Source organism: Comamonas odontotermitis (genome assembly GCF_020080045.1).
Taxonomy (GTDB): domain Bacteria; phylum Pseudomonadota; class Gammaproteobacteria; order Burkholderiales; family Burkholderiaceae_C; genus Comamonas; species Comamonas odontotermitis.
This window is the reverse complement of the sequence record NZ_CP083452.1, coordinates 28,746-47,294: the sequence shown is the minus strand read 5'-3', so window position 1 is coordinate 47,294 and position 18,549 is coordinate 28,746. Positions and strand designations below refer to the sequence as shown.

Here is an 18,549-nt window from a genome sequence, read left to right as displayed (position 1 = left end):
CCGCCAGCGCTGCGGAAATCACCCATGTTCCCTGCGATGCAGAGGCGCCGGAATGTCCGGAAAGCCTGCTTGACCGCCCCCGATCCGCCTGCTTACAGCAGGCAATGGCTTTTGCTTGGCCGTGTCAGCCTGCCGCCTTTTGCGACACGGGCGCCTTTCAAGGCACAGCCCCCAGCGATGAAAAAAGCCCGCATGTTGCGGGCTTGGCGGTGTGGTTCTGCACGATATCCGTATTCGGTATCGGATCAGCCCTGGGTTGCCAGGAATTCCACCACCTGCAGCACATTGGTCATCGAGCCTGCGCGCGTTCCATCGGTGTAGTACTTGCCTGCCACGCCCATGGCTGGCACGCCTTCCACGCCGTAGGATTCCTGCAACTGCGTCGCCTTGCGCACCTGGTTGGTGACCGAGAACGAGTTGTAGATGTCCTTGAACTTCTTGATGTCGACGCCGTTCTTCTCCATCCAGGCGAAGATTTCGTCGTCCTTGTTCAAGCGCTGGCGCTCCACGTGAATGGCGCGGAAAACCTTGACATGCACGTCAGGGATCAGGCCCATGGTTTCCAGCGTGTAGTAGATCTTTTGCTGAGGAATGAAGGTGTTGTTGAACGCGACGGGCACGCGGCGCACCTGCAGGTTCTTGGGCGCGGTCTTGGCCCAGGCTTCGAACTGGGGCTCAAACGCGTTGCAGTGCGGGCAGCTGTACCAGAAGAACTCGATCACGTCGACCTTGCCGGCCGGCGCATCGGGGTTCACGGGCTTGGCCAGCTTGAGGTAGTCCTTGCCTTCCTTGAACTTGGCCTGGGCTTGTGCGCCAGTGGCAAAAGGCAGGCTGATGGCAGAGGCGGCCACTGCCGAGGCAGCGGTGGCGGAAAACGCACGACGTTTCATGTTTTGTTATCTCCAGTAGCGGGTTGCGAGGTAGGAGTCGCTGTGGTTTGAAAAAGTTCAACGCTGCACGCGCACAATTTGCGCGTCGACGCCAGCGCCATCCAGTTTACCTTTGAGGCCATCCGCATCGTCACGCTTGTTGAAGGGGCCCACGCGCACACGGTAGACCGTGCGACCGTTGACCTCGCGCTCAGTCACGCGGGCTTCCCAGCCCATCATGGCCAGCTTGGCGCGCTGGGCATCACCGTCGGACTGGGTACGGAAAGCCCCTGCCTGCACGAAATACTGGAAACCATCCGAGCCATCCGCACCGCGCGATTTGGCCAGATCACCCAGCGGATCGGTGGCCTGCCCGGCCTTGGGGTCGAGCTTGGCTACCTGGGTCTTGTCTGCGGGTTTGTCAGCAGGCTTGCCATCGGCGGTGGTCGTCTTGCTGTCGGGCAGCACCACTTCGGGCTTGGGGGGCTTGGTGTCGGCAGGCGGCTTGGTGTTTTCAGTCACCGTCTTGGGCGGCTCCGGCACGACCACGCCCTGCGCGGCAGGGGCTGCGGGCGCGGGGTTTCTTGCGGGGTTCTTGCCGTACAGCGGCGAGTTCGGGTCCCAGTTCTGGTTGCGCTCGGCTTCGGCCTTGTCCTTGGCTTCGCCGCGCACATTGCCTTTGTTGACAAACGGCACCGGTACGTTGGTCACATAGACAGCCACGGCCAGGGCCGCGCCTACGCCAATCAGCAGCCCCAGAATCAGGCCCAGAATCGTTCCACCACGTTGATGTCGTCGCATTGCAGTTTTTACCTTTGTTCGCAAAATCACATGCGTTCTGGCGCACCCACGCCCAGCACTGCGAGGCCATTGCGCAACACCTGCGCCGTGGCAGCCACCAGCGCCAGACGGGCCAGCTTGACGGGCTCATCGTCCACCAGAATGCGTTCAGCATCATAGTAGCTGTGGTAGCTGGCAGCCAGATCACGCAGGTAGAACGTAACATCGTGTGGCGCGTTGCCGTCAGCGGCAGCCGTCAGCATCTCGGGGTACTTGGCAAGCAGCTGCATCAGCGCCTGGGCCTGCGGGCCCTGCAGGGCAGACAGATCCACATCCTTCAATGCCGCAACCACCGCGCCGGACTCCTGCCACGCGCGCAGCACCGAGCATATGCGCGCATGGGCGTACTGCACGTAGTAGACGGGGTTGTCGTTGTTCTGGGCCACGGCCAGGTCGACGTCGAAGGTGTATTCGGTGTCGGGCTTGCGCGAGAGCAGGAAGAAGCGCACCGCGTCCTTGCTCGTCCACTCGATCAGGTCGCGCAGGGTGACGTAGCTGCCTGCGCGCTTGCTGATCTTCACTTCTTCCCCATTGCGCACCACACGCACCATGGTGTGCAGCACGTAATCGGGGTAGCCCTGGGGAATGCCGACGTTGGCTGCCTGCAGGCCGGCGCGCACACGGGCAATGGTGCCGTGGTGGTCGGTTCCCTGGATGTTCACCACCTTGCCGTAGCCACGCTTGAATTTCTGGATGTGGTAGGCCACATCGGGCAGGAAGTAGGTGTAGTTGCCGTCGGACTTGCGCATCACGCGGTCCTTGTCGTCACCAAATTCGGTAGATTTGAGCCACAGCGCCCCGTCCTGCTCGTAGGTATAGCCGCTGTCGATCAGGCGCTTGACGGTGTCTTCCACATAGCCATTGGTGTACAGGCTCGACTCCAGGTAGTACTCGTCGAACTTGAGGTTGAAGGCCTGCAGATCCTTGTCCTGCTCATTGCGCAGGTAGGCCACCGCGAAGTTGCGGATGTTGTCGTAGTCTTCGACGTCGCCATTCGCGGTGAATTCGCGGTCGTCGGCCTTGACGGTTTCCTTGTTCAGGAAGGCCTGGGCGATCTCGGCAATGTAGTCACCGTTGTAGAAGTTCTTGGCCAGCGGGTTCTCGGCATCGGTAGGCCAGCATTCGTCGCCCGGCTTGAAGCCCTTGGCACGCAGCTGTGTGCTCTTGGTGAGCGTGTCGATCTGCACGCCAGCGTCGTTGTAATAGAACTCGCGGTGCACCTTCCAGCCCTGGGTGGAATACAGGTTGCTGATGGCGTCACCAATGGCGGCCTGGCGGCCATGGCCCACGTGCAGTGGGCCTGTGGGGTTGGCCGAGACGAACTCGACGAGAACGTTCTCGCCCCGGTCAGCCTGGTGGCCGAAGCGGTCGCCCTGCGCGAGCACTTCGCGCACGATCTGCTGCTTGGCAGCGGGCTTGAGGCGCAGGTTCAAAAAGCCGGGGCCGGCGATTTCCACCGCGTCCACCCATTGCTGGAAGGGCGCTGTCGCCTCCAGCGCTGCCTTCAATTGCTCGCCCAGTGCGCGCGGATTCGCCTTGAGCGGCTTGGCCAGCTGCATGGCAGCGGTCACGGCATAGTCGCCATGGGCGGCCACCTTGGGCGTCTCGAACGCGGCGCGCTCGCCCGCGCCGGGCGACAATTTATCCAGCTCACCAGCCAGGGCTGCGAGCAAATCCTTTTTGACTTGCAACATATTTAGAAATTCTTGGGAGGCTGGCAACCAGCTGGGCTACCAACCCCGGGCATAAAACACGGCCACTGCGGCGATCACGGGAATCAGGTGGGCCTGCCACATGATCCATTTGCGGGTGGACTGCACCTCGGCCGCCGCAGGCAAGCTGCCATTGTCGCGCAATTGGCGTAACCAGCGCCGGAACACGACTGTCGGCTTGAACGAGAGCAGCGCCCCGGTGATGAACAGGGCCATCTTCAAGTGGAACAGCGGCTGCGACACATACCAACTCGCGCCCTTGGCCCCCAGGAAGACGCGCATCAGCCCAGTGGCCAGCACGGCGACAGCGGCGATGCCGAAGATCATGTCCAACCGTGCCAGGCGTTGCACGACGGCAGCATTCATCCACTCGGTACGGCACAGCGCCGCCTCGCTGGAGAGAAAAACCACCATCGTGAGCAAGGCCAGCAGGTGGATACAGGCCAGAAAAGCTTCCAAAGTCATCGTGATACTCCGTTTTTCCAGAAATCGGCTTGCTCGTAGTGGTGTTTGACAAAATCGATCCACAGGCGCACGCGAAGCGCCAGGTGCTTGCGCTGCTGAAACACCACATAAATACCGTTGGGCGGCGCGGCAAACTCCTCCAGCACCGGCACCAGGCGGCCTGCGGCAATCTCGGCCTCCACCTCCCAGGTGCTGCGCCATGCAATGCCCCAGCCCTGCAGGCACCAGTCGTGCAGCACTTGGCCGTCGGAGCAATCCAGCGGCCCGCCCGGCTTGAAATGCATCACTTCGCTCGTACCACCATCGACCGGCATGCGAAATGCCCAGCCGCGGGTCTGCGAGGCCTCGCTCGACAGGGTCAGACAGTCGTGCTGGGCCAGATCGCTCGGGTGGCGGGGCGTGCCACGGCGGCGCAGGTACTCGGGCGTGGCCACGCACAGACGCCGGTTGTCGGCCACGCGCACACTCACCAGAGATGAATCGGGCAGGTCGCCAACGCGGATCGCACAGTCATAGCCTTCGCCAGCCAGATCCACCAGGCGATCGCTCAGGTTGAGCGAGGCCGTTACCTCGGGGTGGCGGGCATGGTAGAGCGGCAAGAGCGGCGCCACATGGCGACGGCCAAAGCCCGCCGGGGCCGTGACCCGCAAATGCCCGGTGGCCTTGACGCCGCCCGCGCTCACGCTGGCCTCGACATTGGCCAGATCGGTGAGCAGGCGCTGGCAGTCCTCCAGAAAGGCGATGCCTTCATGCGTGAGGGTGAGCTTGCGCGTGGTGCGCACCAGCAGCTTGACGCCCAGGCGCTCCTCCAGCGCATCGAGACGACGGCCCATGATGGCGGGTGCCACGCCTTCGGCCTTGGCGGCGGCGGTGAGGCTGCCGCGCGTAGCAATGGCGACAAATGATTCGAGCTGCTTGAGACGATCCATAGCAAGATTGGCCCGGGCCGTGCCAACCATGGCAACGCGCCCCCGGTCTGCCTATTATCATCGGGGCTCCAAACCGCACCAGCCTGCGCGGCGACTTTGTACGTCCAACCAGCTGCGCTGTTGCGCCCTCGCTTTCAATCACCATGTCCGCCAGCTCCAGCGCCACCTTGAACACCAATGCCGATGCCCTGTGGTTTGCCCCCGCGCAACTGCTGCGCCTGTTTGGCAACAGCCCGGTCGCCATGGCCTACTGGGGGCATGACCAGCGCCTGCGCCTGGCCACGCCCCAGTGGTGTGAGTGGTTCGGCATTCCCAGCACCGGCGTGGCCGGCCAGCTATTGGCCGAAGCCCTGCCCGCCGCCTTTCTGGACGCCCACCGCGATACGCTGCAGGCCGCAGCCCTCGGCCAGCGTCAGCAATTTGATGCGAGCAAGACTGATGCCCATGGCGCCACCGCCTGGCGCCGCATCAGCCTGTCGCCTTATATCTGGCAGGGCAAAGCCAGCCCCAAGACTGCCGATGGCGTGCTGATGCTCATGCAGGACTGCACTGCCGAGTACCGCGCTCGTGCCGAGGAGGCCCTGCTGCATGCGCAACTGGCCGCGCTGTCGTCCACCGAGCAGGAGCGCACCGAGGAGAAGGGCGAACTGCTCAAGCTGCGCACCCTGCTGGACTGGCGCACCGCCATGCTGGCCGAGCACAGCGACATGCTCCAGCTTCTCTCGCACGAGATCCGCCAGCCGCTCAACAACGCGTCAGCCGCCATGCAGGCCACGATGAAGGCCATTGCCGACCTGCATCTGGAACAGACCACCCCCGCCAGCAAGGCCTTGCTGCGGGCAGAGCATGTGCTGCAGCAGGTGATCGGCACCCTGGACAACACGTTGGCAGCTGGCACCATTTTGGCCGTGGGCGGCAAGGCAGGCGCCTCCACCGACACCGACTTGCCCACCCTCGTCAACCTGGTGCTGCACGACATCGCGGCAGACAACCGCCCGCGCATCCAGGTGGTGTGGGACGCCGATGCGCGCACGGTGCAGCTGCACCCTGCCCTGATGCGGCTGACCATCCGCAACCTCTTGAACAATGCGCTCAACTACGCGCCCGCCGACACGCCCGTGCGGCTGCGCATCGCCGAATCGGACGATCCGCTGGCGCTGATCATCGAAGTGATCGACGAGGGGCCGGGGATTTCTGAAGAACTGCGGCCACGCCTGTTCGAAAAAGGCTCGCGCGGTGCAGAGCACCGCCACCGCGCAGGTGCCGGGCTGGGTTTGTTCATCGTGCGCTCTGTGGTGCAATTGCACCAGGGCACGGTGCAAGCCTTGCCGCGCGAACCGCATGGCACCATCATGCGGCTGGAATTGCCCCAAGGTCTGGACGACTGATTCCCCACTACTGAAGACACCATGCTCCCTGCCACGCTTGCCCTGGTCGACGACGACACCGAATACTGCGAATTCCTCGCCCAGCACCTGCGCAACCAGGGCGTGAGGGTTCAGGCCTATGGCGACAGCAGCGACCTGCTGGCCGACATCGAGCCCTATCGTTTCGATTTCTATGTGCTGGATCTGATGCTGCCCGGCGTGGATGGTGCCGAGCTCATCCGCATTCTGCGCAAGCGCACGCAGGCGGGCGTTCTGATTGTCTCGGGGCGTCTGGGGCCGGAGGTGTTTGCCGAAGTCATCAACGCGGGCGCCGACATGTACCTGACCAAGCCGGTCACCTTCGAGCAGGTGGAGCTGGCTATCCGCGCCGTGCATCGCCGCATCATGACCACGGCCAAGACCGCCACTGCCTGGAGGCTCGACAGCCGTCGCAGCGTGCTCACCGCGCCTGACGGCCAGATTGTGGAACTGAGCCCGACGGACCTGCTGCTGATGGAATGCTTTCTGCAAGCCCAAGGCGAAGTGGTGAGCCGTGATCAGATTCGCGATCTGCTGGGCCACAGCAGCGCCGCCGACTCGGACAATAGCCTGCACGCCACCATCTACCGCCTGCGCCGCCGGATTGAAAAAGTCACTCCGCTGGCCGTGCCGCTGCAATCACAGCAAAAGGTCGGCTACCAGTTTCGCGCGCCGCTTGTAGCAGCGTGACATGCCGACTACCAGCGTCACAACACCTGGCATTTTTGGCGCAATAGGCCGCAATAGCCCGCAACAACCGCCTTTTCACCGCATACAGCTGTCAAAATTGAGTAATTTACAAAAAAAACGAGCCATGGCTCGCTTTTTTTGACCCCGCGTGATCCGGGTCGATGGCCGATTACATGGTCATCTTGCTTTCCACGTCGGCCACCTTGCGGCGAGCCAGAGCCAGATTGGCGCGGGCGTTGTCCAGCACGTAGTACACAAAGATGCCCGACAGACGCTGCGATGGGCGGATCAAGTGGTACTGCTTGCCCAACGTAATCAGAATGTCCTCGATGTTGTCGTTCAAGCCCAAGGCCTTCATCGTCTTCATCTTGGCGCGCACCACTTCGGTGTTACCGGCAGCAGCCAGTTCCAGATCCACACCAGTACCGATGCTGCCCAGCATCATGCCGCTGTTGTAATCCACCACGGCAGCACACATGGCGCCGTCCATCGTCATCAGATCATTCAAGCTGTCGTTCAGATTTGCCATGGTTTCCCCACTTTGTTTGACGTAGATCAGTTTCATCACCTTGTTAAGGTGTTAGTGATTCTATTGAGTCACTTCTGACCAGATCAATCATTGAAGATGTTTTGCATTCCGCAAACTGCGACTTTGGGGCCCTGGGCTGCGGAATTTGATAGCAGTTTGGCAAATATGGATATGCGCGGAAAGCGCTTTTTTGCACCGCAACATCGCCCACCACAATCGTAACAAAGCGTGTGTTATTTACGACGATCTGCGCAAGGCCCTATGGCGCTCCTATGCAGCTCGGCGCTATGAAAGCCCGCCCCGGCCACAAGGGCGACGCTGCCTCTGGTGCGTGATTGCTATATTTTCAAAAGCAATAAAGCAAATAAAAACGGGCCTCAAGGGCCCGTTTGAAGAATGACAGGGCTAAGCCCAGGCCATTACATGGTCATTGCACCTTCCACATCGGAGACCTTGCGGCGAGCAAGCGCCAGGTTGGCACGCTTGTTGTCCAGCACGTAGTACACAAAGATGCCGGCCAGCTTGGCCGATGGACGAATGATGTGGTACTGCTTGCCCAGCGTGATCAGGATGTCATCGATGTTCTCGTTCAGACCCAGGGCCTTCATGGTCTTCATCTTGGCGCGCACCACTTCGGTATTGCCAGCGGCGGCCAGTTCCATATCCACGCCAGAGCCAGCACTCGCCAGCATCATGCCGCTGTTGTAATCCACCACGGCAGCGCACATGGCACCGTCGAGGGACATCAGATCGTTCAAGCTATCGTTCAGATTTGCCATGCTTTTCTCCTGTGGGATGAGCGAGCTCTGTGAAAAATTACCGAGCCTCAATGAAAGTGATCATATCTGATCATTTCTGATCTGTATCAACAAACACATTGTTTTGCAGTTGACTCTTCACTCTTTGCACAGGTGGCTTTCAATTTTCATAGCAAAAATCCAATTTAAATCAATGCACTTATAGGATTTATCGCAATTTTTCCAGCTGTTTCATTTGCGATACAACTTGAATATTTGCCCGAAAAACTGACTTTTTATTTCTCTTCATGATCAGAACTGATCATCAACATAGATCTGCTTATGACCGCGAACGGATGATTGCACACTAAAAAGTCATATATCTACGCTTTTTTTGTGGATTGATCACTCCGCAGGTATGCAATACAGTGTTCTGACAGGGTGCCGACAGGTACCGTTTGCTCAGAGACATTGACCGAGGTAGAGACCATGACTGATCGCACCGCCATCCACGGCCTGCAAGTGGCCACCGAGCTGTACAACTTCATCAACCAGGATGTGTTGCCTGGCACCGGCGTGGACCAGGCCGCTTTCTGGCAAGGCTTCGACGCCATCGTGGCCGACCTGGCCCCCAAGAATGCCGCCCTGCTGGCCGAACGTGACCGCCTGCAGGCCGAGCTGGACACCTGGCACAAGGCCAATCCCGGCCCGATCAAGGACATGCAGGGCTACCGCAAGTTTCTGGAGACGATCGGCTATCTGGTGCCACAACCCCAGGGCGCGAAAGCCACGACCGAGAACGTGGACGCAGAGCTGGCCATTCAGGCTGGCCCCCAGCTGGTGGTGCCAATCCTCAATGCCCGCTACGCCCTCAACGCCGCCAACGCCCGCTGGGGCTCGCTGTACGACGCGCTGTATGGCACTGATGTGATCGGCGAAGAAGGCGGCGCCGAAAAGGGCAAGGGCTACAACCCGGTGCGCGGCGCCAAAGTGATCGCGTTCGCACGCGATTTTCTCGATCAGGCCGCGCCTCTTGCATCAGGCTCGCACAAGGATTCGACCGCTTACGCCGTTGAAGGTGGCAAGCTGTCGGTCACGCTCAAGGACGGCAGCAAGACGGGTCTGAAGGACGCTGACAAGTTCGTGGGCTTCCAGGGCGACGCCGCAGCTCCCACGTCTGTGCTGCTCAAGAACAACGGCATTCACATCGACATCGTCATCAACAAGTCCACCCCCATCGGCCAGACCGATGCAGCCGGCGTGTCCGACGTGGTGGTGGAAGCCGCGCTCTCCACCATTCTCGATCTGGAAGACTCCGTGGCCGCCGTCGATGCCGAAGACAAGATCAACGGCTACGCCAACTGGCTGGGTATCCTCAAGGGCACACTGACCGAGTCCTTCGACAAGGGTGGCAAGACCGTGACCCGTGGCCTGAACGCGGACCGCCAGTACACCGGTGCCGATGGCAAGCCCGTCAGGCTCCATGGCCGCTCGTTGATGTTCGTGCGCAATGTGGGCCATTTGATGACCAACCCTGCCATCCTGTGGGGCGCAGACAAGAAGGAAATCCCCGAAGGCATTATGGACGCCGTGGTGACCACCGCCATCGCCATTCATGACCTCAAAGGCAATGGCGCCAACGGCATCAAGAATAGCCGCACCGGCTCCGTCTACATCGTCAAGCCCAAGATGCACGGCCCCGCCGAAGCCGGCTTTGCCAACGAGCTGTTCGGCCGCGTCGAGAAACTGCTGGGCCTGCCCGAGAACACCGTCAAGCTGGGCATCATGGACGAAGAGCGCCGCACCACGGTGAACCTGAAGGCCGCCATTGCCGCTGCACCTGCACGCGTCGCCTTCATCAACACCGGCTTCCTGGACCGCACCGGCGACGAAATGCACACCGCCATGTACGCCGGCCCCATGGTGCGCAAGGCCGACATGAAGGCCAGCGCCTGGTTGCCAGCCTATGAAAAGAACAACGTGCTGGTGGGCCTGGGCCTGGGCCTGCGTGGCCGCGCCCAGATCGGCAAGGGCATGTGGGCCATGCCCGACCTGATGAAAGCCATGCTGGAGCAGAAGATCGCCCAGCCCAAGGCAGGCGCCAACACCGCCTGGGTTCCTTCACCTACCGGCGCCACGCTGCACGCGCTGCACTACCACCAGGTCAACGTGGCCGAGGTGCAGAAGGAGCTGGAAAAGACCAATGCCGACGGCGAGCGCGACAACCTGCTGGGCGCCATCCTGCAGGTACCCGTCTCCAGCAACCCGAGCTGGAGCGATGCCGAGAAGCAGCAGGAAGTGGACAACAACGTGCAGGGCATCCTGGGCTATGTGGTGCGCTGGGTCGACCAGGGCGTGGGCTGCTCCAAGGTGCCCGACATCCACAACGTGGGCCTGATGGAAGACCGCGCCACGCTGCGCATCTCGAGCCAGCACATTGCCAACTGGCTGCAGCACGGCGTGGTGACCGAGGCCATGGTGCGTGACAGCTTTGCCCGCATGGCCAAGGTGGTGGACGAACAGAACGCAGGCGACGCCGCCTACAAGAGCCTCGCAGCCAACCCGCAGGGCGCCGCCTTCCAGGCCGCGCTGGACCTGGTGTTCAAGGGCAAGGAACAGCCTTCTGGCTACACCGAGCCACTGCTGCACGCCTGGCGCCTGAAGGTGAAGGCTGGTCATCATTGATCAAGCCTCCCGAACGAGGGCGATTCACAACCTCCAAAACGGCGCCTTGGGCGCCGTTTTTTTATGCATTCGGTCAACAAAAAACAACTCGCCAAATGGTCACATATAAACGTAAGGCAACAGTAAGATTGGTTATTGATACTTAATTGATTTTCGAAACTAAATATCTAAAAACTATATGAAAGCTCGCTTCTACGCTGCCACACTTGCGCTGGTCGGAGGCACATTCCTTCTGGCTGGCTGTGCCACTGAATCAAACCAACCCGTCGCAGTTGCAAAAACACAATCCGCAGCACGCACTTACCAAGGGCCGCGCAGCCCCATCGCAGTGGGTCAATTCAATAATCGCTCCAGCTACCTGCGTGGAGCTTTTTCCGATGGCGTTGATCGTCTTGGAGGACAGGCCAAGACGACGTTGATCAGCCACTTGCAACAAAGCAATCGGTTCAATGTGCTTGATCGCGACAACATGGCTGAAATCAAACAGGAAGCCAGCCTTCAAGGAACAGCGCAGCAACTCAAGGGAGCAGATTACGTAATCACTGGCGATGTGACCGAGTTTGGCCGCAAGGAAGTCGGAGATAAACAGCTTTTCGGCGTCTTGGGGCGGGGCAAGACACAGGAAGCTTATGCCAAAGTGACGCTGAATGTGGTCAGCATCCGTACTTCTGAAGTCGTGCACTCGGTGCAGGGCGCCGGAGAGTACCAACTATCCAACCGCGAAATCATCGGCTTCGGCGGTACCGCGAGCTATGACTCAACCTTGAACGGAAAGGTGCTCGACCTTGCCATTCGGGAAGCCGTGGATCGCCTGGGCGAAGCCATTGACGCCGGCCTGCTCAAGCCTGCTGCAACTACGCCATCGAGGTAAGCCATATGCAATCGATGGCCTCCTTCACCCGCACCACCCAGTTGGCCCTGCTTTTGGCCATTTTTGCCCTGACCGGATGCGCAACACAAAAAACGCTGTATGCCTGGAACGACTATTCGCCTCAGGTATACCAATATCTCAAAGAAGGCGGCGGATCCGCTGATGGACAAGTCCTCGCCTTGGAAAAAGGCATTGAACAGGCATCAGCGCAAAACGCAAAGTTGCCCCCTGGCTATTACGCACACCTGGGTCTGCTGTACCTCAATACAGGGCACAGCGATCAAGCCATTGCCGCGTGGAATCGGGAAAAGGAGCTTTTTCCAGAGTCTGCCCAGTACATCGACTACCTCATGAATAACATGAAGAAAAACGGAAGCTGACATCGTGTTGAGACATATCGCCAGACTCGCAGCATGGGCTGCAACATTTGCCTTGCTTTCGCAACTGACAGCTTGTACTACAGCTCCCAAAATTGACCGCACAGCATTCCAGACGGCAAAGCCAGCCTCCATCCTCGTGCTTCCCCCTGTCAACGATGCGCCAGACGTCAATGCGACACCCAGTGTGCTTTCGCATGCCACGTACCCGTTGGCTGAAGCTGGCTACTATGTAACGCCGGTCACGCTGGTAACTGAAACATTCCGCCAGAACGGGATGGCCATACCCAGCGATATCCATGACGTGCCATATACCAAGCTGCGGGAGATATTTGGCGCAGATGCCGCGCTGTATATCAAAGTCAATCGCTATGGCACCAGCTATATGGTCATCAGCAGTGCAGCGGTGGTGCAAGTGCAGGCACAGTTGATCGACCTCAAAACTGGCCAGGAGCTATGGAAGGGCCAAGCCAGTGCATCCAGTGAGGAAGGCGGAAACAGTGGCGGAGGCTTGGCAGGGATGCTGATCACTGCAGTGATCAAGCAGGTAATCAACAGCACGACCGATGCATCCCATGGTGTAGCCGGGGTTGCGACCTCCAGATTGCTGGCAGCTGGACGCCCCAACGGCGTACTCTACGGCCCGCGTTCGCCGCTATACGGCAAAGATTGACATGACATGACTTGCCTCGCACGCTCGCTGATGCAGCGTGCGTCATGCATCCATCGAAAAGCACCATCGAGGTGCTTTTCTTTTTGGAGCCGACTGCTCAAATCATGGAAGCTGATTCAGCCCCGCCGCAGCCAGCCAAACCAGATGCACGCAGCCGTTGGAATGCCCAGGGTGAGCCACGCCAGCATGTCGCCAAGGCCGCCGTCGCTGAACAGCGCAGATACCAGTCCGATGCAGGTGAGCAGGCCCATGGCGAGGGGCCAGCCCCACAGCGCCCAGAAGGGGTGGTGCGGCTTCATGGCGAAGTCTCCAGCGATTTTTTCAGCGTTGCCAGGGCAGGCGTCGCCCCATCCGCCTCGGTGGCACTCTCGGCCTTGCGTTCAGGGACGGTGTTGCCCTTTCTGAGCCACAGGTACAGACCGCTGCCCAGCACGATGATGGTGGCGATGTCGAGCAGTGCCCAGAGGATCTGCATCGGCATGCCGCCGTAGTCGCCAAAATGCAGCGGCTGCGACACCAGCAGCGCTGTCAGATACCAGGGCAGTTGGGGCGCCGCCGTCATTTCGGTCGTCTTGGCATCCACCAGCACGGGTTGCAGCAGCTTGGATGTGAAGGGTTCATTGCCCTTGAGAAAGAAGGTGGTGTGGTGCGGGCTGGAGAAGGCCGTGCCGGGGAAGGCAATGAAGGAGAGCTTGGTCTGCGGCGCCTGGGCCTGCGCCACTTCCATCGAGCGCTGCACCGAGCCGCGCTCGGCCACCGGCACGGTAGGCTGGCCCTGGTAGGGCACCATGAGCGCGCTGAGCTGGTCATACTGCCAGTACTTGATGACCAGATCCGCCCAGGTGTTGATCATGCCCGTGGCGCCCACCACAAAGAGCCACACCAGCGTGACGATGCCCAGCAGGTTGTGCAGATCGAGCCACTTGAGGCGTGTGCGCCTGTCGCGCCGCACCGTGCCGAAATCGAGCTTGCGCATGAAGGGAGCGTACAGCACCACGCCGCTGACGATGGCCACCAGAAGCAGCAGGCCCATGAAGCCCAGAAACAGCTTGCCAGGCAGGCCTGCGAACAGGTCGACATGCAGCTTGAACATCACGTACATGAAGCCTTCGTCAAAGCGCGGCTGTGCCAGCACCTGAGCCGTTCGCGCATCGATGGCCACCGAGCGGAAGTCCTCCGTCGGCTCCGGCGTAGGCGTCAGGGTGATGAACCAGAGGTTGTCGTCGTCCGCATCCTTGGAGGCGAACTGCACCACGCGGTCGGGGTGCTGGGCGCGCGCCACTTCCAGCACCTTGTCCAGGCTGGCGTGCGGCGTGCCGGGCGCCATCTTGGGGGTCTCCACCTCGGTGCCCAGCAGGTGGCCGATCTCGTGGTGAAAGATCAGCGGCAGGCCGGTCAGGCATAGCAGCAGCATGAAGACGGTGCAGACAAGGCTGCTCCACTTGTGCAGCCATGCCCAGGTCTTGATGGTTCGGCTCTGCATGGATCAGAACCTGTAGGTGGCGCTGGCCACCACGCTGCGCCGCGCGCCCCACCAGCAGTCACCACGGGCCAGGCAGGTGCTGAAATAAGCCTTGTCCGTTGCGTTGTTGATGTTGAGCGCGTAGCGCCAGTGTTCCGAATCGTAGGCCACCATCAGGTCAAGCAGCGCCACAGAGGGCATGCGAGGGCCACGGTCTGCGCCTTCGATGTCCTGGAAGCCGCTCAGATAGCGCACGCCCGCGCCTGCCGAGAAGCCCGTCACCCCGGCAATGGCAAAGCGGTACTTGCCCCACACCGATGCCTGGTTGCGCGGCATGTCGGTGAGCTTGCGGTCCACATTGGTGTAGTTGTAGTTGGCGATCAGGTCGACGGACTTGGCCAGCGTGGTCTTGAGCTCCAGCTCCAGCCCCTTGTTTCTGGTTGCGTCAACCTGCCGGCCATAGTTGGGGTTGGTGGCGTCGGCAACAATGCGGTTCTTTTCCTTGAGCGAATAGACCGACGCGGTGAAGCTGGTAACCGAGCCTTCGGGCTGGTACTTGACGCCAGCCTCCACCTGCTCGCCGCGCAGCGGCTTGAACAGGCTGCCCGCCACATCGGTGCCCGCCTGCGGCGTGAATGATTCGGTATAGCTCAGGTACGGCGACCAGCCCGAGGGCAGCGCGTACATCACACCCAGGCGTCGACTGTTGGCAGTGGTGGTCTCCGATGCGCTGCCTTCTGAGCCGCTGGTGCTGCGGTCATGGCGCAGCCCGGCCACGAAGATCCACTGGTTCCACTTCATCTGGTCCTGCAGGTAGATGCCCGCATTGCGCTGCGTGGTGCGCGGCCGGTCGGTCAACTCAGTCACCGGCACATAGCCAACGCCATAGACCGGATTGTAGGCATCGATGGTGCTGTAGGCGGAGCCTTCGCGCTTGTCCTGGCGCTGGCGCGAGTATTCAGCCCCCACCAGCAGGGTGTGCTGCACTGCCCCCGTGCCGAAATGGCCTTCGACATGGTTGTCGATGGCGTTCATGCGGGTCCATGCCAACGATTTGTCGTTGTAGCGCCCCAGCAGGCGCTGGCCCGCCGGGTCCTCCTTCCAGCCGCCGGGCAGCGCGAAGGAATCGGCGTAGTGGTAGTGCGAATCGTTGAAGGTGCGCGCAGTGCGCGCATTCTGGCGATAGCTCCACTGGTCATTGAAGCGGTGCTCGAACTGCCAGCCGAAGGTCTTGCGCGTGGTGTCATAGCCATCGCCCGGCTCTCCGATGAAACGGCTGCTGGGCAACTGTCCATTGACGTTGGGCAGAAAGGTACCCTGCCAGGGCAGGAACTGCGCGGTACTGCCGGTCTTGTCCTTCTGCCACAGGCCTTGCAGCGTAAGCGAGGTGGCAGCGCTTGGCCGCCAGGTGAGCGAAGGCGCCAGCAGCGAGCGATCATCGGGCACATAGTCCACCTGGGTGTCAGACTTGCGCTGCAGCGCAATCAGGCGGTACGACCAGGCACCATCGGCACTGAGCGGGCCGGTCAGATCAGCCTGAATCTGCTTGCGGCCGAACGAGCCAAATTGCACGCCCACTTCGCGCGCAGCCTCTGCCTGCGGGCGCTTGCTGACCATGTTGACCACGCCGGCCGCCGTACCGGCACCGAACAGCATGCCCGCCGGCCCGCGCAGCACCTCCACCCGCTCCAGCGTATACGGATCAGGCCGTGCGGTGGCCGTGTACCAGCCAGAGGAATACATCTGCAGCCCATCCAGGTACAGCGACGGCTCGCTGCCCCGGATCAGAAAACTGTCGGTGCGCGAGTCGATCCCATAGGCGTCGGAGCGCACGCCCGCGGCGTAGGTCAGCGCATCCTGCAGGTTGGTGGCTCCCTGGTCGAGTATCTGGTCGCGCGTCACCACCGTGACGGACTGCGGCGTTTCGGCCAATGGCGTGTCGGTCTTGGTAGCGGTGGCAGCATTTCGGGCCCGATAGCCGATCACGGACGAAGTCGCCGTCTCGGCCTCTGTGGATGCGTTGACCCGCACTGTCGGCAGGGTTGCCTCGGCAGGTGTTGCTGCAGACGGCTCCTGCGCCATCGCGACCGAACCCGCAGACAGCGCGACTATCGCGGCCGCAGAATGCACGGCCAGACGCGTGCGGCTGGCAATCGGAAATGAGGAAGCCATTGATGTTATAAATATTAATGAGAATAATTCGCATTCTAATCAAATTATTGAATCAATGCACCTACCGCGCGGGCTTGGTTCATCGGCACAGCCATTGGCTGACTTGCGCTGAAACCCGCACCCAATAGGCCGATGCATTGAAAGTGCATGCCCGCGCCGCTAGCATGCGCACCATGTGGAAAACCAAGACACTCCCGCCCGCCCTCCTGGCCGCTGGCTCGCTCGTTTTCATGCTGGCTGGCTGCGCCAGCAGCGCTTCGCCCCCCGCCACTCCGCTGGGGGACTGGAAGCGCCAGCTGCTACTGCAACACCCGCCAGATGTGCTGTTGCTCGGCGAACAGCACGATGCCCCGGAACACCAGCAGTGGCAGCGCGATACCGTAGCGCAATGGGCCGCGCACGGACGTCTGACTGCCGTGGTGCTGGAGATGGCCGATGCAGGCAACAGCACGCAGGGCCTGCCCGCATCGGCAAGTGAAGCCGAAGTGCAGAAGGCCCTGGCCTGGAATGATGCTGGCTGGCCGTGGAAGAGCTATGGCCCCGCCGTGATGACGGCTCTGCAGGCCGGTGTGCCGGTGTTGGGCGGCAACCTGCCGCGCGCAAAGATGCGCGAGGTGATGCAACAGCCGCAATGGGACACCCACTTGCCGCAACCCGGCTGGCAGCGCCAGCTGGACGCCATCCGCGACGGCCACTGCGGCCTGCTGCCCGATGCGCAGTTGGCGCCAATGGCACGCATACAGCTCGCCAAGGATGCGAGCATGGCCCGCACGGCGCAGCAACAGGTGCAGACAGGCAAGACGGTGATACTGATTGCCGGACGCGGCCATGTGCTGCGCAGCATTGGCGTGCCCAGCTGGCTGCCGCCGGGTACGCGCTCGGTGGTGGTCATCGGGCAGGCAGGCGATGCAGAGCAAGCCCCGCAAGCCGACCGGGACTCGGTCCACTACACCCCCGCCATTGCCGCCAAGGACCATTGCGCCGAGCTGCGCGCCAAGTGGAAGAAATAGGGGCAACGGCAGCGCCTGCGCCAGATCAGGCGGCGCGAAGATCGCGTCAAGCGGGCGAGCGGATGGACAACCGGATCAGCCGTCCACTTTCACATTCGCCTCCTTGATCACTGCCGCCCATTTGGCAACTTCGGCCTTCTGAAAATCTGCCACCTGCGCGGTACTCATCGTCGAGGCATCCATGCCCATGGATTTGAGCCGCGCCTGCATGTCGGGCGTGGCGATGATCCGGGCAATCTCCTGGTGCAGCCGCTGCACAATGGCATCGGGTGTGCCGGTCGGCGCAAAAATCGCCTGCCACGAAGTCACCTCGAAATCACCCAGCCCGTTGATGCCCGATTCGGCCACCGTTGGCACATCCTTCAGCGCCTCAAGCCGCTGCTTCGACGTCACCGCCAGCGCACGCAGCTTGCCGCTTTGGATGTGCGGCGCAGCCACCACCGTGGTGTCGAACATCATGTCCACCTGTCCGCCCATCACATCCTGGATGGCCGGGCCGCTGCCCTTGTAAGGTACATGGGTGAACTTGACGCCCGATTTCCAACCCAACATCTCCAGCGCCAGGTGCTGCGAAGTGCCGGTACCTGCCGATGCGGAAGACAGGCCGCCCTGCCTTTTCTTCGATGCCTCCAGCACGTCCTTCAGACTCTTGTAGGGGCTGTTGGCCGCCACCACCAGCACGAGCGGATTGGTGCCGATCAAGCTGATGGGAGTGAATGATTTGACCGGGTCATACCCCAGCTTGGGGTAGAGACTGATGTTGATGGCGTGCGAGCTGATGGTGCCGCCCAGAATGGTGAACCCATCGGGCTGGGCGCGCGCCGCCAGTTCCGAGCCCACGCTGCCACCCGCCCCGCCCTTGTTCTCGACCACCACCGTGGTGCCCAGCGCCGGGCCCAGTTGCTGCGCAATCAGGCGGCCCAGCGTATCGGTGGTGCCGCCGGTGGCAAACGGCACCATGTAGGTAATAGGCTTGCCCTTGGGCCAGTTACCCTGCGCGCGCACAGCGGCGGGCAGGCAGGCCAGCGCCAGGGGGACGGCAGCGGCTTTCAACAGTTGACGGCGTTGCATGTCTGTCTCCAATCGTGTGGTTCAAAAAGGGGGATGCACCCGTCTTGCTGC

At 61.4% G+C, this 18,549-nt stretch carries 18 protein-coding genes; 7 read left to right on the top strand and 11 right to left on the bottom strand.

From position 1 onward, the window contains the following. Positions 1-245: 245 nt before the first annotated feature. From LAD35_RS20485 to LAD35_RS20465, 5 genes are read right to left on the bottom strand one after another with little or no spacing between them, the layout of a single operon-like run. Complete coding sequence (locus LAD35_RS20485) at positions 246-890, bottom strand: thiol:disulfide interchange protein DsbA/DsbL (RefSeq protein ID WP_224153089.1); 645 nt, start codon at positions 888-890, stop codon at positions 246-248. Between the two features lie 57 nt (positions 891-947). Beyond that, positions 948-1,670: an SPOR domain-containing protein gene (locus tag LAD35_RS20480; RefSeq protein ID WP_224153088.1), complete on the bottom strand. Its 723-nt coding sequence runs from the start codon at positions 1,668-1,670 to the stop codon at positions 948-950. Positions 1,671-1,696: 26 nt separating this feature from the next. Beyond that, positions 1,697-3,403, bottom strand: a complete 1,707-nt coding sequence (argS, locus tag LAD35_RS20475) for an arginine--tRNA ligase (protein WP_224153087.1) — start codon at positions 3,401-3,403, stop codon at positions 1,697-1,699. Positions 3,404-3,439: 36 nt separating this feature from the next. Further along, positions 3,440-3,886, bottom strand: a complete 447-nt coding sequence (locus LAD35_RS20470; RefSeq protein WP_224153086.1) for a DUF2214 family protein — start codon at positions 3,884-3,886, stop codon at positions 3,440-3,442. After that, entirely contained in the window at positions 3,883-4,815 is a 933-nt protein-coding gene (locus LAD35_RS20465) for a LysR family transcriptional regulator (protein ID WP_224153085.1), read from the bottom strand. Before LAD35_RS20465 ends, LAD35_RS20470 begins: the two co-directional genes overlap by 4 nt. Positions 4,816-4,958: 143 nt before the next feature. Here LAD35_RS20465 and LAD35_RS20460 point away from each other — a divergent pair, with 143 nt between their 5' ends. After that, complete coding sequence (locus LAD35_RS20460; protein WP_224153084.1) at positions 4,959-6,203, top strand: sensor histidine kinase; 1,245 nt, start codon at positions 4,959-4,961, stop codon at positions 6,201-6,203. Positions 6,204-6,224: 21 nt separating this feature from the next. Continuing rightward, on the top strand, positions 6,225-6,911 hold the full coding sequence (locus tag LAD35_RS20455) for a response regulator transcription factor (RefSeq protein ID WP_224153083.1): 687 nt from the start codon (positions 6,225-6,227) through the stop codon (positions 6,909-6,911). Positions 6,912-7,080: 169 nt separating this feature from the next. Here LAD35_RS20455 and LAD35_RS20450 read toward each other — a convergent pair whose 3' ends face one another. Further along, positions 7,081-7,440 (bottom strand): hypothetical protein, encoded by a 360-nt coding sequence (locus LAD35_RS20450; RefSeq protein ID WP_224153082.1) that lies wholly within the window; start codon positions 7,438-7,440, stop codon positions 7,081-7,083. Between the two features lie 419 nt (positions 7,441-7,859). Then, positions 7,860-8,219: a hypothetical protein gene (locus tag LAD35_RS20445; RefSeq protein WP_224153081.1), complete on the bottom strand. Its 360-nt coding sequence runs from the start codon at positions 8,217-8,219 to the stop codon at positions 7,860-7,862. A 447-nt stretch (positions 8,220-8,666) separates the two neighbouring features. Here LAD35_RS20445 and LAD35_RS20440 point away from each other — a divergent pair, with 447 nt between their 5' ends. The 4 genes from LAD35_RS20440 (at position 8,667) to LAD35_RS20425 (ending at position 12,783) form a co-directional block, all read left to right on the top strand. Next, entirely contained in the window at positions 8,667-10,862 is a 2,196-nt protein-coding gene (locus tag LAD35_RS20440; RefSeq protein ID WP_224153080.1) for a malate synthase G, read from the top strand. 178 nt (positions 10,863-11,040) lie between these two features. Beyond that, on the top strand, positions 11,041-11,733 hold the full coding sequence (locus LAD35_RS20435; RefSeq protein WP_224153079.1) for a CsgG/HfaB family protein: 693 nt from the start codon (positions 11,041-11,043) through the stop codon (positions 11,731-11,733). Positions 11,734-11,738: 5 nt separating this feature from the next. Next, complete coding sequence (locus tag LAD35_RS20430; protein WP_224153078.1) at positions 11,739-12,113, top strand: DUF4810 domain-containing protein; 375 nt, start codon at positions 11,739-11,741, stop codon at positions 12,111-12,113. Between the two features lie 64 nt (positions 12,114-12,177). Further along, a complete protein-coding gene (locus tag LAD35_RS20425) occupies positions 12,178-12,783 on the top strand; it encodes a DUF799 domain-containing protein (RefSeq protein WP_396022798.1) in 606 nt (201 codons plus the stop codon). A 116-nt stretch (positions 12,784-12,899) separates the two neighbouring features. On the opposite strand, the gene LAD35_RS20420 is transcribed toward LAD35_RS20425, so the two are convergent. From LAD35_RS20420 to LAD35_RS20410, 3 genes are read right to left on the bottom strand one after another with little or no spacing between them, the layout of a single operon-like run. Then, entirely contained in the window at positions 12,900-13,082 is a 183-nt protein-coding gene (locus LAD35_RS20420) for a hypothetical protein (RefSeq protein WP_224153077.1), read from the bottom strand. Then, positions 13,079-14,266, bottom strand: a complete 1,188-nt coding sequence (locus LAD35_RS20415) for a PepSY-associated TM helix domain-containing protein (RefSeq protein ID WP_224153076.1) — start codon at positions 14,264-14,266, stop codon at positions 13,079-13,081. Before LAD35_RS20415 ends, LAD35_RS20420 begins: the two co-directional genes overlap by 4 nt. 3 nt (positions 14,267-14,269) lie before the next feature. After that, positions 14,270-16,417: a TonB-dependent siderophore receptor gene (locus LAD35_RS20410; protein WP_377780319.1), complete on the bottom strand. Its 2,148-nt coding sequence runs from the start codon at positions 16,415-16,417 to the stop codon at positions 14,270-14,272. A 173-nt stretch (positions 16,418-16,590) separates the two neighbouring features. Here LAD35_RS20410 and LAD35_RS20405 point away from each other — a divergent pair, with 173 nt between their 5' ends. Next, on the top strand, positions 16,591-17,427 hold the full coding sequence (locus LAD35_RS20405; protein WP_224153075.1) for a ChaN family lipoprotein: 837 nt from the start codon (positions 16,591-16,593) through the stop codon (positions 17,425-17,427). 75 nt (positions 17,428-17,502) lie between these two features. Here LAD35_RS20405 and LAD35_RS20400 read toward each other — a convergent pair whose 3' ends face one another. Beyond that, complete coding sequence (locus LAD35_RS20400) at positions 17,503-18,498, bottom strand: Bug family tripartite tricarboxylate transporter substrate binding protein (RefSeq protein ID WP_224153074.1); 996 nt, start codon at positions 18,496-18,498, stop codon at positions 17,503-17,505. Between the last annotated feature and the right edge of the window lie 51 nt (positions 18,499-18,549).